This is a genomic window from Allobaculum fili (assembly GCF_020969955.1).
GTDB classification, from domain to species: Bacteria; Bacillota_I; Bacilli_A; order Erysipelotrichales; family Erysipelotrichaceae; genus Allobaculum; species Allobaculum fili.
Genome location: NZ_JAHDSX010000053.1, coordinates 1 through 14,706, shown reverse-complemented (window position 1 = coordinate 14,706; position 14,706 = coordinate 1). Strand labels below are relative to the sequence as shown.

Sequence of the window (14,706 nt, the reverse complement as noted above, 5' to 3'; positions counted from 1 at the left end):
TAAGACCCCTTGAAGACGACAAGGCGATAGGCTGGAGATGGAAGCGAAGCGATTCGTGGAGTTGGCCAGTACTAATCGGTCGAAAGCTTAATCTAAGATTCGAGAAAGCTATACGCAAGAAGCCACTGCTGAACCAACGATCGCGTTAGATCGTTATGTTAGAAGACTGATGTTTGTTTTTGGAAGATCCATTCAAAAAATCTAAGTATGGTGGCGATAGCCTGCAGGATACACCCAGAAACATATCGAACCTGGCCAGTTAAGCTGCAGAACGCCGACAATAGCCGCAAGGCAAAGATAGGAAGCTGCCAGACAAAACGAAATCCCCGAAAGATAAAGGAGAAATCCGGTATCGTTCGGGGATTTTTCTACGTTTGAAGCGGTCTTTGATGAAGAAGCAAAAATCCGGCTTACGATCGGCGCCTGGATTGTTTGTGCGCCTTCCACACCTGATAGAGAATGTCCTTCAGCACCAGCATGGCGTCCTGTTCGCAAAATCCGTAATCGATTTTGAGTGCGTCCAGCAGACGCTTGATCTCATGGGCATACCACGATATGTGGACCTGATTCGAGTACTCGGCCAGAATGGGATACTTTTTCGCCCAGACGCTCGTCCAGTCGATTTTATCTGTTAGTGAATCGCTGGAGCGTTCGATCGCCTGCTCGATTTCTTCTTTGTCCAGATCGAACTGGATGAGTTCGTCAAGACTGAGATGATAGAGAGCGGCCATCTTTTTGGCCTGGCGAAGATCCGGAACGGTTTCGTCCGTTTCCCATTTGGATACGGTCTGGCGGCTGACGCCCAGTTTTTCCGCAACGTCTTCCTGAGAAAGGCCCTGCTTCTTTCTGGCCTGAAATAAACTGCTGCCTAACGTCATGTCTTTCCTCCTGTTTTGTCTGAACAAAGTATAGAAGATGCCGGGATCCCTCTCCACCGTCCAGAGAGAGCTGTTGCGTCCGAAAACGTAACGAGCTGGTTTATTTGCGGTTTCTTCCGGACAGCCAGAACATTCTTGCTGCCCGGAAGCGCCCAAAAGGAAAGCCCCTGTTTTTTGAAGAACGCCGTCGCGGTTCACGGATTTGGCTGGCTGTTCGTAGGATCGCGTGCGCTCATAAGTTATAATATGGAAGTTCATATTTCGTTTGTTCAAACGAAAGTGCAGAAAGGAACCATGATATGAAGAACTGGAAACGTATGCTTTCTCTCGTTCTCTGTGCCAGCTGCATGATGCCTGTGAGCACGGTATCCATGTTTGCTCAGGAACAGACCGATTCCCTTACAGACCTTCCGACGGACAGTGTGGAAACACCGGATGAGGGAGATGATTCCTCTTCCGATACCGATTCCGAAGACAAACCCGGAAACGAAGTCGATGCGACGGTTTACGACTGGTACAAAGATCCGAAAACCGTTTATGAAGTCAAGCTGTATCAGGATGACCTGGCGAAACTGACCAGCAAGGATGAAACGGAACAGCAGGCGATCCGACAGGAACAGGTACGCGCCGCAAAATTCCTGGAAGATCATGAATATGTGGAAATGCACCGCCTCTACAACCCGAACAGCGGCGAACACTTTTATACGTCTGATGAAGACGAATTCAGCTACCTTGTCCAGGCGGGCTGGAACGATGAAGGCATCGGCTGGCTTGCTCCGCTCAGCGGCGGTAAGGAAGTCTATCGTCTGTACAACCCTAACGGGGACCACCATTACACCATGGATGCCAACGAACGCGATTTCCTCGTTTCGGCAGGATGGAATGATGAAGGCATCGGCTGGTTTTCTGCCGATGAAGAAGACGCGCCGAACACTCTTCCGGTTTATCGTCAGTACAACCCGAATCAGTTCATGAATAACCATAACTATTCCACGGATGCCCGGGAACACCGGATGCTGACGCAGAAACTGGGCTGGAACGATGAAAATATCGGCTGGTATGCTATTTCTCCGGTTTCCGTTGTGGAACAGTCCGACCACACGTTCAAAGTCTATGACAACAAGACGATGGAACAGCTGGAAGGCGAGCAGAAAGTCGGCGGACAGGTAATGATCCTCGATCCGAAAAACGACGGAAAATCCGTAATCGGTCTGTATAAAACCGAGGACAGCGTTTACCTCTATGACGAAAACGGCTTTCAGTCCTACGGTCTGAAAGAATACGGCGGCGATACGTATCTCTTTGATATCGATACCGGAAAGGCAACCGTCGGCGATTACCTCATGGATGAAAACGGCGAAAACCCGCGCTATGTGACATTTGATGAAGAAGGACGCATGCTCAAGGGCGTAACCGTCAACGGCATCAAGTACGACCAGGACGGTACGAAGCTGACCTTGACCCCAGACGAAAGCCTCATGCTTGAGTGCCTGGCGGTATACCGCGATGCAGGACGTGAACTGCGCGATATTTACGACTGGACATGGAACACCATTCGCTACATTCCTTCCGATAAGGAAAAGGATGTGCCGTCCGATATGACGGCTCTCCAGCATCTGGCTACGCTTGGCTTTACGGATCGTTCCGGAAGTGCAGCCGTCTTTGCGGCGACTTTCGGCACGCTGGCCAAAAACCTCGGCTACGATGTACAGGTCATCAGCGGCGAACTCCGCACGCAGAGCGGCTGGTCCGATCACAGCTGGGTAAAAATCAAGCTGGACGGAAACGAATACATCTTTGACCCGATGCTCGAACGTGCACTGAAAGGCGATGGCAATCTCTGCTGGATGCAGAACGCCGAACGTCCGAAATATCAGTACAAAGAAGGCTTCGTTCAGGAATAAGCCGAGTGAAGGATCTTCACAGACAGAAGATCCGTTTTGAAAAAAATATTTAGTTCTGCAGGCGAAATCGTCTGGATTGAGAAAATCTGGGCGGCTTCGCTTTTTTTGCCCGTTGGCCTTTTCTGTTCCGGTCTTTAAAGGAAGGCGGTTTTCCAAAGCCGGGAAGAGGTTTGAACAATCCGTCTGGATACCGTATCGAAATGCTTGGTGAGTGAAAACGCTTAAAACGGCGAGCGGTTTGTTTTTTATTCCAGTGGGGTGGTCAAACTGCGCGAAGTGCAAAAAGAATGATTAATATAATTCTGAACAAATTAAACAGCTCGCCAAAAAGGCAGAAGGCAAACGTTTCAAAACAGAACAGAAACGCGGCTGAACAGAACAGGCAGAACGCCCAGGAGGAATAGAGCAGACTATGCAGAAACCATTTCGATTTGATCTTCACATGCATTCAGACGCATCGAGCGATGGCCAGTTTACCCCGAAGGAACTGATCGATATCGCCAGAGAAAACGGCATGAACGCGATTGCACTGACCGATCACGATACGCTCAGAAACACAGACGAATTTGCAAAGGAAGCGAAGAAAGCCGGAATCGATACAATTATTGGAATCGAAGTTTCGACGCTGTATAAAGGGGAATATTCCGTCCATCTACTTGGCTATAACGTAGATCCCGAAGATTCATGGCTGAATTCTCTGGAAGCCATGCAGGACGAAATTCGCCGAACGACCTTTCATACCCGCGTGGAAAAACTTTGCCGCAAATACAATCTGACGGTCGACGAAGAAGAAGTTTTGCGCCAGGCTGGGGATAAAAACCCATGGTTTACGCTGATGGATGTCGTTTTTCAAATGCCGGAAGCGCAGAACATTGAAGACTTTCAGGATTACCTGCCTGGCGGCAAACGCTGCTCCCCGGCGCCTGTCAATTTCTACTGGGACCGCTGCGCCACACCGGACAGCGATCTGTATGTACGTGTAGATGCGCCCGATCTTTTTGAAGCCATCGATCGCGTGCATCAGGCCGGCGGCATCGCCGTTCTTGCCCATCCGTTCCGTACGTTTGATCACAAGGATGAAGAACTTGAGAAGCTGATCGAAAGCGGACTGGACGGCATTGAAGCCTATTCCAACTACCATTCTCCCGAACAGATCGATTACTACCGCACGTTTGCGGAAAATCACGATCTGATGATTACATGCGGATCTGATTTCCACGGCGAAAAGAAACCCGATATTGTCATGGGCGACTATCACCTGGATCGGGACGGAACCCCGTATTTTGAACGCTTTTCCAGAACGCTCAGCCAGCACAAGAACAGCGCGAAATAGATCGCAGTAAGGCAGTATGATAACAAACGAACTGGCTGGTTGACGCAAAGCGGATTGCCATAAGATAAACGTGAATAAGCAAAGCCCTGCGGACATGGATCCAGAACACTGGACGGAAGCCGGCAGGGCTTTTTGTGTACAAAAAAGGCGGGATTGCTCCCGCCTAATTTGTTTTGATCGATAATTTTACTCTAATTAGTCACCAAGGGTAACAGCACCAGTTGGGCAAACGCCAACGCAAGCGCCGCAATCGATGCATACATCAGCATCAACTACTGCTTTGCCGTCTGGAAGGGTGATAGCACCAGTAGGGCAAGCGCCTTCGCAAGCACCGCAACCGATGCAGAGATCATCATTAACTACAGCAGCCATTGTAAAGTCTCCTTTCGTTTGGTCCTCTCCATTATAGAAAAAATCCGGGGATCGAGAAACGTTTTTATCCCCGTTTTAGTTAGCCCTAACATACAGTCGCAAAGCTCTGGAAATTCCATGTAAGGGATACCAGTCGAGTTTAAGGAAACTTCAAAGGACGAAATCGGGAAAGGGCGGGCATCGCCGGCAGGCAAAAAAATGAAGAATGGTACGCTTAGGACAGCATTATCCGAATCGCTTTAGCGCGTCGGAAGCGCTTTCGGATCCTTAGTCCGGACAGATGCGGACAATTTCGTCAAAACGACACTTTCCCCGGTTTGCCTATGGAAATGAGGAATAGAAAGACTAAGATCAAAAGCATATAACAGGCATACCCGCACGGGCATGCAAGATAAACAGGAGTGATGAATATGGGTTTTAAAGAAGCAGCTACGCAGACATCGATTCATACGATGGTCAACTATATTAACGGAAATCCGCAGAAAAACCTGCCCCGTCTGATGGCTCTGATCAACACGGTAATGAAAAACGATACTTCATTTCCGGGCCCCCGGGCAGCGATCACAAAAGTTGTCAACGATCCCGACAACAATCTGAACAAACTGCTGTGCAATATTTTTGAAGATGTGGATACCGGCGTCATCAAAAAAGCCTTCACAAACTTCGTAATCAACGCCAACTTTATTGGCTGGGAAAGACAGCAGAAAGTCCGTGAAGAATATGGATGCAATGTCCCCTGGACGATCCTTCTTGACCCGACAAGCGCCTGCAATCTGCACTGCACCGGATGCTGGGCAGCCGAATATGGAAACAAGCTGAACCTGTCCCTGGATGAAATCGATGACATCATCCGCCAGGGCAAGGAAATGGGCGTTTACTTCTATATTTATACAGGCGGTGAACCGCTGGTTCGTAAGAAAGACCTGATGGAAATCTGCCGTCGTCATAACGACTGCGTCTTCATGTCCTTCACCAACGGTACGCTGATCGATGACGCGTTCGCGGAAGAAATGCTGGAAGTGAAAAACTTCTTCCCGGTTATTTCGGTTGAAGGCCTCGAAGAAGCCACCGACTTCCGTCGCGGAGAAGGCGTTTATGGCAAAGTTCTGAAAGCCATGGATATCCTCCATTCCCACAAGCTGCCAATCGGTATCAGCTGCTGCTACACATCGAAGAATATTCCGTCCATTGTTTCGGATGAATTCATCGATGAAATGATCAGCCGCGGCGTAAAATACGCCTGGTTCTTCCACTACATGCCAGTCGGCAACGATGCTGCAGTCGAACTGCTGCCGTCTCCTGAACAGCGTGAATACATGTACCACCGTATTCGTGAAATCCGTGAGACTAAGGAAATCTGGCCAATGGACTTCCAGAACGACGGTGAATACCTCCAGGGCTGCATCGCCAGCGGACGCCGCTACTTCCATATCAACGCCAACGGCGATATGGATCCATGCGTATTTATCCACTACTCGGATTCCAACATTCGCGAAAAGACCATCCTCGAAGGACTCTGCTCGCCAATGTTCATGCAGTATAAAAACCATCAGCCGTTCAACGGCAACCATTTAAGACCGTGCCCAATGCTGGAAAACCCGCATGCGATCGGTGAAATGGTTCATGCTTCCGGCGCACATTCCACAGACCTGGAATCTCCGGAATCGGTAGAACACCTGATGGAAAAGACCGAGGAATATGCGAAAAACTGGAAACCGGAAGCAGACCGTCTGTGGAAGATTTCTCACCATACTCCGTACAAGGAAACGCATGAATACATCATGTCCCGTGAGGAGTATGAACAGACTGTCGTTCCAAAACTGAACCGCCAGATCGACGAGTATACGCCGGATTCCTTGCGTTCTTCGATAAAATAACCTGCCTTCTAAGCGGAGAATGGTATCTCATACGAAAATCCATTGCAGAACAAAACGCAGACTTTGATTCATGGAATCTGTTATGGCAGTGCCAGGCGCGAATGCCCGGGCACTGCCATTTTTTTCGGCGGATTCGGTAAAATGGAATCGTCCAATCGGAAATACGAAATACGCACCACAAAGCAATAGAAAAACGGAAACCATAGAGAAAGAGAAAACTTTGGAGAAAACAGAAAGGGGAGCGTGAGATGATTCGAGGGGTGATTCTGGATGGAGACGGAACGATTCTGGACTCCATGGGGATTTGGAAAAACTTTGCCAGAGACTGCCTGAAGGAGCTGAAAATCGAAGATCCGGACTTTCCGCAGGAGCAGATTGAGGATGCGTCGCTCAAAGAAGCCGCGCAGATTTTTATCGATCACTACCGGCTCGATCAAAGCGTTGAGGAAATGCTGGAATTTTTTCAGGAACGGCTGCGCTGGATTTATGCCCATAGTGTAGAGCTTCTTCCCGGGGCCGCTAAGTTTCTGGCTGAGCTGGAAGAACGAAAGATTCCGTGCATGATTGCTACAGCAGGCGACGAAGTGTGTGTTCGATCGGTGCTGCGCCGCTATGGACTGGAACCGACGTGCGATGGTGTGTTTGACTGCACCAGCGTGCGCATCGGCAAGACGGATCCGGCTATTTACGATCTGGCCAGAAGAAATATGCATCTGACAAAGGAAGAGGTCATGGTTTTTGAAGATGCGCTGTACGCCCTGCAGTGCGCCAGCGAAAACGGCTATCCGTGTATCGCCATCTGTTCAGAATACGATCCGGAATACGAAGAAAAGAGCGCCTGTGCGCTCTGGACAATGCCCGATTATAAAGATATGGACCGCTTCTGGAAGCTTTGCGAAGAACCGGAAGAAGATAGGTCCACCCGATAAACCAAACAGAAAAGCCAGTGCAAAGCCGGGCGTTCCTGCGTACAACAGAAGATCCTTGCGTTCGGACCAGCCCTGGACGATCCAGATTCGAAAAGGAAAATGCAGAGGGATTTTCGCCTCTGCATTTTTTGCCAACGAATGAAAATGAATAAAAAGAACAGCGAAACACGTTCATTCCTCTATACAATTGAATCAGGGACCCATTCGCTTCATAACTGAGCCAGAAAAGGAATACGTCCAGCCGTATTCAATTCAGCTTTCCTGGCCTGAACATTAAGCGGAAAGGGATCGGAATCCATTAAACACTTTGTGAGGAGGGTCGTTATGCAAAAGTCTTCTGGTCTTTGGAACACCTTGCTTTTTGTACTGCTGCTGGTTCTTGTCGTGATGTTTGCGATACAGAAGCAGTATGTCTTTGCAGCCAGCCTGTTTTATGGTGCGGCCTGTACAATGATTTCTCTGCGTCCGCTTCCTTCAAAATCCGTCAAAACCGTATCCATCGCGGTCGCTGCTCTGATCGGCGTCGTTCTGGTCTGTCTGGCTTTTGTCGTCGATAATCCGTATCCGTACGAGAATATCTGCAGCGCGGCGGTTATGATCATTGGTCTGGGTCGGATTTGCTGGACAAAAACGTCTAATGAAGAATCGATCGCAAAGGCGAGATAAACCGGCTCACGCAACAGCGTCGTGCCGAACGTCTCTGTAGCGATTCGAGTCGAGCCGTCTGGGAGATTCTTCTTGCAGTGAAAAGAAAGACACTGAAATGGAGTCCATTGTCGAGCTCCGTGACGGATACAGAGCGATCCATTCAGGAAATAGGCAAATCGAAAAGCTGAGAAATGAAAAACTGAGAAATAGAGGAACACGGATTCATTCGGATTCGGGCATAGAAAAGCGAAGGCCTTGACTGACCTTCGCTGTTTTTCATTTTGAATGTGTGCTGCAGAAAATGAAATTCCGACGGCTTGTTATCGGCTTATACGCAGCCCTGGGCTTTCATTGCCTGAGAGACTTTGAGGAAGCCGGCAATGTTGGCGCCGATTACGTATTCATCAGGATGACCGAATTCTGCAGCGGTGTCTCGGCAGTTTTCGAAGATGCCGACCATGATGCCCTGGAGCATTTTGTCGACTTCTTCTGCAGACCAGCTCAGATGTTCTGCGTTCTGGCTCATTTCCAGACCGGAGCAGGCAACGCCGCCGGCGTTGGATGCTTTACCTGGAGCGTAGTAAACGCCGTTGGACATCAGATAGTGGATGGCTTCTGGAGTGGTTGGCATGTTCGCGCCTTCGCATACGCAGAAGACACCGTTTTTAACGAGCGCTTTCGCATCTTCGAGATCGAGTTCGTTCTGGGTTGCGCAAGGCAGAGCAATGTCGCAGGGAATAGACCATGGACGCTGACCTTCCATGTAAACCGCATCGGGATGGGTTTCACAGTATTCTTTAATGCGTCCGCGGCGAACTTCCTTGATTTCCTTAACGCTGGCCAGATCGATGCCGTTAGGATCGTAGATCGAGCCGTTGGAATCGGAGAGCGTAACGACTTTCGCGCCAAGCTGCTGAGCTTTCTGCGTAGCGTAGATCGCAACGTTTCCGGAACCGGAAATATCCACGGTTTTGCCTTCGAAGCTCATGCCCTTGTTCTGGAGCAGAGCCTGTGTGAAGTAGCAGAGGCCGTAGCCGGTAGCCTCGGTACGAACGAGGGATCCGCCGTAGCTCAGACCTTTACCAGTCAGAACGCCGGACCATTCGTTGGTGATTTTCTTGTACTGGCCGAACATGTAGCCGATTTCGCGTGCGCCAACGCCAATGTCGCCGGCAGGAACGTCGGTGTTCGGACCGATGTATTTATAAAGTTCAGTCATGAACGACTGGCAGAAACGCATGATTTCTCCATCGCTCTTTCCTTTCGGGTTGAAGTCTGCTCCGCCTTTACCGCCGCCCATGGGCAGAGTAGTCAGGGAGTTTTTGAAGACCTGTTCAAATCCAAGGAATTTGATGATGGAAATATTTACGCTCGGGTGGAAACGCAGACCGCCTTTGTAAGGGCCGATGGCGTTGTTGAACTGTACGCGGTAGCCGCGGTTTACCTGGGTTTTGCCCTGGTCATCTACCCATGGTACGCGGAACATGATCTGACGATCCGGTTCAAGCATGCGTTCGAGAACTCCGTCATCGAGAAGTTCAGGTTTTTTGTCCTGAATAACCTGGAGGGATTCGAAGACTTCTTCGACAGCCTGAAGGAATTCGGGATCGTTGGGATTTCTCTTTTTTACGGTTTCGTATAAAGCTTTGAGATCAGCCATAAATCCTCCTAAAAATTGACTTTGACATTATAGCATTCTGAAAAACATGCAAGATAACTTGTGAAAATATTTTCAGAATCTTGGAAAAATTTTTGCGAATTTACACAAACACAGCCATTTTTCTGGCCAAAAGTGAAAAAGCAGTCTGGAAGATACCCTGTATTCGGGAAATTGCGCCGGGAAAAACGTTGATTTCTTCAAAAAATGATCTTTTTGTTTTTTGATCGACGAACGCTATATCGAAAATTTAGCCAAATTCATCAAATCGTCCAAAAGAGCGAAAACTGTTCGAAAATGATCGATTTGCATCGTTGGGCTCCAAATCTTTCAAACCGGCACCGCTTCCTGACTGTTCCAGCTGCAGCTTTAGCAACAGAGTCCGATAGAACAAAACAGCATAAAGCAGAAGGCAACGAACAAAGCGAAAGGGAATAGAACAAAGGAGTAGAAAATCGGATTCGTCAGGCTTCCGCTGGAAATACAGCGGACCAGGTCGATGCCAGATGAGAAAAGCAGAATGAAAAACAGAAGGCCGTCCTGCAGTAAGGACGGCCAGTATTTTTTGCGATGAGAACTCAGCGCTTTGGCGCCCGACGATGACTGACGAAGTTGAGCCCAAGCAGTACGGCCATTCGCGGCAGTTCATAAAAGAGAATGCGAATAAGCAGAGCGAAAAGAATCAGCCAGCGAAGCACGAAAATTGAATTTGTCTTTTTGCGGCGGCCGCCTTTTCCTTTTTGCTTATGCATTGGACTGCGTCGGCAGACCGACCAGCCGGTAATAGACGTTGGCCGTCAGCCGATAAATGATGATATAGAGCAGGGCGAACACCGCAATGACGCCAGCTGTTGCCAAGAAGTAGATCGACATCGCGCTCGGACTCAGAATGTCGATGATTTTGGAAAGCATCGTGTAGGCAAAGCCCATATGAACGATCGCGGTGACAAGCGGCAGGAAGAACATGACGAGAACCTGTTCGTTAATCATATGCTTGATCTGTTTTCGCTCCAGCCCGACTTTCTGCATGATCGCAAAGCGCTTCTGATCGTCGAATCCTTCGGAAATCTGCTTGTAGTACATGATCAGAATCACAACCAGCGTAAAGAGCGCACTCAGATACAGACCCGCAAACAGGAAGGCAGCATAAACGCTCAGTCCTTGTCGGCGATCCACTTCTCGAAAAGACAGGGAATACTGCAGACCTGCCAAATCAGCATTCGGATCCGTTCCATGCGCAGTCAGAAAGGCATCCAGATTCAAATTGTTGGTGAAGGCATCCGAAGCTTCCATAAACATATCGTCGCTGACCGATTCCGGAGAAGCGGCGGAACGGGTGATTCCGTCCTCAAACTGGACGGTCCAGGAAGGATAGATTGAAGCATCCTGCGAAGCGTTCAGTTCGAGCGCAAACCAGCGGCTTTGCGTGTCGCTTAAAAAGCGATGCGTAATCGAGTCCGGCAGCGCGAAATCGGCACGAACGACTTCGAACGTTTCTTTCGTATCTTCGTTCGTCAGTTTCTGACCGTTCGAAAAACGGGAATCGAACGCAAGAATCTGATGATCGCCCAGAGAAATATTCTGACCGCTTAGCCGGTTCAAATCGGCGAGATCGATAATTTCGGCTGTGACCAGTTTGTTCTGTTCATCGTGATAAGAAGCAAAGGCTTCCTGATACGTCACTGGATTTTGCGGATGCAGGCCGGCTTTCGCCGCTGCATGCATCGTGATCGCCTGCAGTTCGAGAGAATCCCGAGAAGGGACGCGGCTTGCGTACGGAATGTTCAGATCCATATTGAGCATGGCCGTTCCGGAATACTTGGCATCAAGCGCCGAATTCATCCCCGCAAAGAGTGTGATGACAGTAGAGAGGGTAACGAGAACCATCGTGGAAAGAATGGCCAGACTCGCCAGAGACGCTGCATTGGCTTTCAGGCGATACTTCATTGTGGAAATGGAAATGAAATGGCTAGGCTGATAATAAAACGACTTGTTTTTCTGCAGGCTGTTGAGGATTACCGTCGAGCCGAAAATAAACAGAAGATACGTGCCGATAATGACGCAGACGACAGCGGCGAAAAACAGGAAGAGAGCCTGTACGGGATCTTCGATCGTTACCGCCATCCAGTAGCCTGACCCCAGACTGCATACGCCAAGCACCGCAAGAATCCAGCGGCTTTTTACCGGCTTTTCCGAAGTCGATTTAGTTTTCATCTCTTCGAGCGGATTGTGGCGAAGCAAGGAGAAAAGCGTAACCGCAAGAAGAATCAGATAGCACACCCCGATCCAGAGCGCGGTTCCCCAGACGGCAGACCAGGTCAGAGAAAATCCCTTTGGAATGTTCAGGGGAAGCATCAGTCCCAGAACCAGAAGGAGAATCTTATCCAGAACGATGCCCAGCAGAATGCCGATGACCAGCGAACTGGCATAGCTGATCAGCAGTTCGTAAAAGATGATGCGCATGAGATGGCGCTTTTCCATCCCCAGAATGGAATACAGACCGTTTTCCTGTGCCCGGTTTTTCATCCAGACGCTGTTGATATATAGAAAGATGAGAACGGTAAAGAACTCAACGACGTGAACGCCCAGATTCAGGGTCGTGAGCATAGTCGTTTCGCCAAACGTTCCACCAAAGACCGAAGAGACGCTGAGGGAAAGCAGCGAGTAAAGCATCATGACCATCAGCGAACTGCCCGCGATGAACGGAACGGTAATCCGGCGGCTTTTCTGAATCGACTGCCACGCCAGAGACCAGTAAAGGAAGCGATGCATCAGGCGTTCTCCCTGGAAGACATCACCGTCAGCGTATTAGTGATCTTCTCGTAAAACTGTTCCCGGCTCTGGGATCCGCGGATCAGCTGATGAAAAATCTTTCCGTCGCGAATGAACAGAATGCGGCTCGCGTAGCTGGCCGCCATGACGGAATGGGTAACCATGACAATGGTCTGGCCCTGCTTGTTGAGCGTTTCAAATAGCTCGAGCAGTTCCTGCGAACTGCGGGAATCCAGGGCGCCCGTCGGTTCATCGGCCAGCATCAGTTCCGGTTCGGTAATCAGCGCTCTGGCTGCTGCAGCGCGCTGCTTCTGACCGCCGGATACTTCGTATGGGTACTTTTTCAGCAAAGGCGTCAGGCCAAGCTGTCTGGCCAGCGGCTTGAGATGGGCTTCCATTTCGGAATAACGTGCCTTGTTTAAAACGAGCGGGAGCAGAATGTTGTCCTTGAGGGTAAACGTGTCGAGCAGGGAGTAATCCTGAAACAGGAACCCAAGATGATTGCGTCGAAAAAGACTGAGTTCCCGGGCGGGAATCGAGGAAGCTTCCCGGCCGTTAATTTTGACGGAGCCGCGCGTCGGCTGATCGAGAACCGCCAGAATATTGAGCAGAGTGGATTTGCCCGATCCGCTCTCCCCCATGATGGCGACATATTCCCCGGCTTCCACCGAGAAGGTAACATCGCTGAGCGCTTCTACAACGACCGAGGAGAAGCGGGATTTATAAACTTTCTGAAGATTAGCAACTTCCAGTACAGACATGATTTCGTCCTCCTTGCCTTCAAGGATAGAAAAAGAATCCTATTTGTCCTATCGATCCTTCTTACCCTTTCCTTACGGGCATGACACGGAAAACTCATCTAAAAAAAGGCAGTGAGAAAATCCCGTGATCGAGACACGATCGGGAAGGGCTATAAAATAAAAAGAATCCGGGAAGTTCACCCATCCGGCAATAGAATTCAGGAGGGGCAACCGTAATTCGCTTTAGATAAAGAGAAAATGAACGGGATCGACGGCACAGGCGATCAAATCCGCTTAAGAACAGCCGCGAGAAACAAAAATCCGACGCGAGGAAAGACGGGTTTGTCTCCTTTGAGGACTTGAAAGATGATGCCGGGCAAAACGGCGGAGAACGGAGTGACAAACCGTTTGGATTTTCCAAACAGAAACGCGGGATCCCCGATTTGGCAGAGAGTGAGTCCAGATTGTCGAAAAGAACTGGATTTGTGACAAAATAGAAGACAGGAATATCGAAAGATTTAGTAGGAGGAACTGAATATGAAAATCGCACTTGCGAACGATCATGCCGCAGTGGCCATGAAAAACGAAATCATGAAGATGCTGGAAGACGAAGGCTGCGAAGTCATCAATCTGGGAACCGATACAAACGACAGCGTTGACTATCCAGACTATGGAGCCAAATGCGCCAGAGCGGTCGTAAACGGGGAAGCCGATCGCGGCATCGTGATGTGCGGTACCGGTGTAGGAATTGAAATCGCCGCAAACAAAGTCCCGGGCATTCGCTGCGGACGCTGCAAGGACGTGACGGACGCCAGACTGATCCGTGAACATAACGACGCCAACATGATGAGCATGGGTGCACGTACAACAGGAATGGAAACCGCAAAAGATATCGTCAACACCTTCATGACCACACCGTTCTCCAACGGAGCCAACCATATCCGCCGCATTCACAAACTGGCTGTACTCGACGGATCGGCAAAGGAATAAAAGAAATAAAGAAAACGAAGATCCGATAAAAGACCCGATAATAAAGAAAAGGAAGCAGAGAAAGGCACGGGTGCACAGCCGGTCTGAGTCTCTTCATCAAAGTCAAAACAGCGCTGTCCGGGCGGAACGAATCCGCTGCAGACAGCGCTTTTCTATTTCTAAAAACGACATCGCTGTTTTCACTGTTTTCCGCCTGCTCAGCCGGAAACGTATCTGGAGCAGAAAAAGAAGAAACGAAGCGATAAGCAGCCGCCTGGAGCCTCTGTGCGCTCGATGAGCCGAAAATCTTATGCTTGCTTTCTTTTCAAAGCGATGATAAGATAACGGAGCACTGTGAAAATATATTTTCCCAGCACTGCATATCCCTTTAAATATCAACGAAAATGCATTAAGTGAAATAAATAAAATATTTCACAAAACATGTTGACAGAGATGTTTGACGATGATATGATAAACAAGCCTTGTGAGAGACATCGAGTTTCTCACAAACAGATGGCTCTTTGAAAACTTTACAGACAGATCAAGAAATTCGAAATACACAACGTCGATTCTTAAAATCACAAAAAGTACTCGAACAATCATTTATTCACGAAACATTAAACGCAT

Annotated in this window: 13 protein-coding genes and 2 rRNA genes; 9 read left to right on the top strand and 6 right to left on the bottom strand. The window is 49.2% G+C overall.

The genetic code is table 11. From position 1 onward, the window contains the following. Positions 1–95, top strand: a 23S ribosomal RNA gene (locus tag Afil_RS09440); the annotation flags it as partial. Positions 96–206: 111 nt separating this feature from the next. Further along, positions 207–314, top strand: a 5S ribosomal RNA gene (rrf, locus tag Afil_RS11535). A 96-nt stretch (positions 315–410) separates the two neighbouring features. On the opposite strand, the gene Afil_RS09435 is transcribed toward rrf, so the two are convergent. Further along, positions 411–878, bottom strand: a complete 468-nt coding sequence (locus Afil_RS09435) for a helix-turn-helix transcriptional regulator (RefSeq protein WP_230268308.1) — start codon at positions 876–878, stop codon at positions 411–413. Positions 879–1,177: 299 nt separating this feature from the next. Between Afil_RS09435 and Afil_RS11410 the strand changes: the two genes are divergently transcribed. Together Afil_RS11410 and Afil_RS09420 are read left to right on the top strand one after the other, a co-directional pair. Continuing rightward, positions 1,178–2,782 carry a transglutaminase domain-containing protein gene (locus Afil_RS11410; RefSeq protein ID WP_353887484.1) on the top strand — a complete coding sequence of 535 codons (1,605 nt, stop codon included), beginning with the start codon at positions 1,178–1,180 and terminating at the stop codon, positions 2,780–2,782. 412 nt (positions 2,783–3,194) lie between these two features. Beyond that, positions 3,195–4,115 carry a PHP domain-containing protein gene (locus Afil_RS09420; protein WP_230268307.1) on the top strand — a complete coding sequence of 307 codons (921 nt, stop codon included), beginning with the start codon at positions 3,195–3,197 and terminating at the stop codon, positions 4,113–4,115. A gap of 195 nt (positions 4,116–4,310) precedes the next feature. Here the strand turns inward: Afil_RS09420 and fdxA are convergent, their stop codons facing one another. Next, positions 4,311–4,487, bottom strand: a complete 177-nt coding sequence (fdxA, locus tag Afil_RS09415) for a 4Fe-4S ferredoxin (RefSeq protein ID WP_230268306.1) — start codon at positions 4,485–4,487, stop codon at positions 4,311–4,313. A 410-nt stretch (positions 4,488–4,897) separates the two neighbouring features. On the opposite strand from fdxA, the gene Afil_RS09410 reads away from it, so the two are divergent. The 4 genes from Afil_RS09410 (at position 4,898) to Afil_RS09395 (ending at position 7,959) form a co-directional block, all read left to right on the top strand. Next, on the top strand, positions 4,898–6,364 hold the full coding sequence (locus Afil_RS09410) for a radical SAM/SPASM domain-containing protein (RefSeq protein ID WP_230268305.1): 1,467 nt from the start codon (positions 4,898–4,900) through the stop codon (positions 6,362–6,364). A gap of 70 nt (positions 6,365–6,434) precedes the next feature. Next, positions 6,435–6,611, top strand: a complete 177-nt coding sequence (locus Afil_RS09405) for a hypothetical protein (RefSeq protein WP_230268304.1) — start codon at positions 6,435–6,437, stop codon at positions 6,609–6,611. Position 6,612: 1 nt separating this feature from the next. Next, positions 6,613–7,293, top strand: coding sequence for an HAD family hydrolase (locus Afil_RS09400; protein WP_230268303.1), 681 nt, complete (start codon positions 6,613–6,615; stop codon positions 7,291–7,293). A 324-nt stretch (positions 7,294–7,617) separates the two neighbouring features. Beyond that, on the top strand, positions 7,618–7,959 hold the full coding sequence (locus Afil_RS09395; RefSeq protein WP_230268302.1) for a hypothetical protein: 342 nt from the start codon (positions 7,618–7,620) through the stop codon (positions 7,957–7,959). 310 nt (positions 7,960–8,269) lie between these two features. On the opposite strand, the gene gdhA is transcribed toward Afil_RS09395, so the two are convergent. The 4 genes from gdhA to Afil_RS09375 all read right to left on the bottom strand — a co-directional run bounded on the left by gdhA (position 8,270) and on the right by Afil_RS09375 (position 13,131). Further along, positions 8,270–9,601: an NADP-specific glutamate dehydrogenase gene (gdhA, locus tag Afil_RS09390; protein WP_230268301.1), complete on the bottom strand. Its 1,332-nt coding sequence runs from the start codon at positions 9,599–9,601 to the stop codon at positions 8,270–8,272. 575 nt (positions 9,602–10,176) lie between these two features. Beyond that, a complete protein-coding gene (locus Afil_RS09385; RefSeq protein WP_230268300.1) occupies positions 10,177–10,350 on the bottom strand; it encodes a hypothetical protein in 174 nt (57 codons plus the stop codon). Next, positions 10,343–12,370: an ABC transporter permease gene (locus tag Afil_RS09380; protein WP_230268299.1), complete on the bottom strand. Its 2,028-nt coding sequence runs from the start codon at positions 12,368–12,370 to the stop codon at positions 10,343–10,345. Before Afil_RS09380 ends, Afil_RS09385 begins: the two co-directional genes overlap by 8 nt. Next, positions 12,370–13,131 carry an ABC transporter ATP-binding protein gene (locus tag Afil_RS09375; protein WP_230268298.1) on the bottom strand — a complete coding sequence of 254 codons (762 nt, stop codon included), beginning with the start codon at positions 13,129–13,131 and terminating at the stop codon, positions 12,370–12,372. The genes Afil_RS09380 and Afil_RS09375 overlap by 1 nt, the downstream gene beginning before the upstream one ends. A gap of 516 nt (positions 13,132–13,647) precedes the next feature. Between Afil_RS09375 and rpiB the strand changes: the two genes are divergently transcribed. Continuing rightward, entirely contained in the window at positions 13,648–14,100 is a 453-nt protein-coding gene (gene rpiB, locus Afil_RS09370; RefSeq protein ID WP_230268297.1) for a ribose 5-phosphate isomerase B, read from the top strand. Positions 14,101–14,706: the final 606 nt, after the last annotated feature.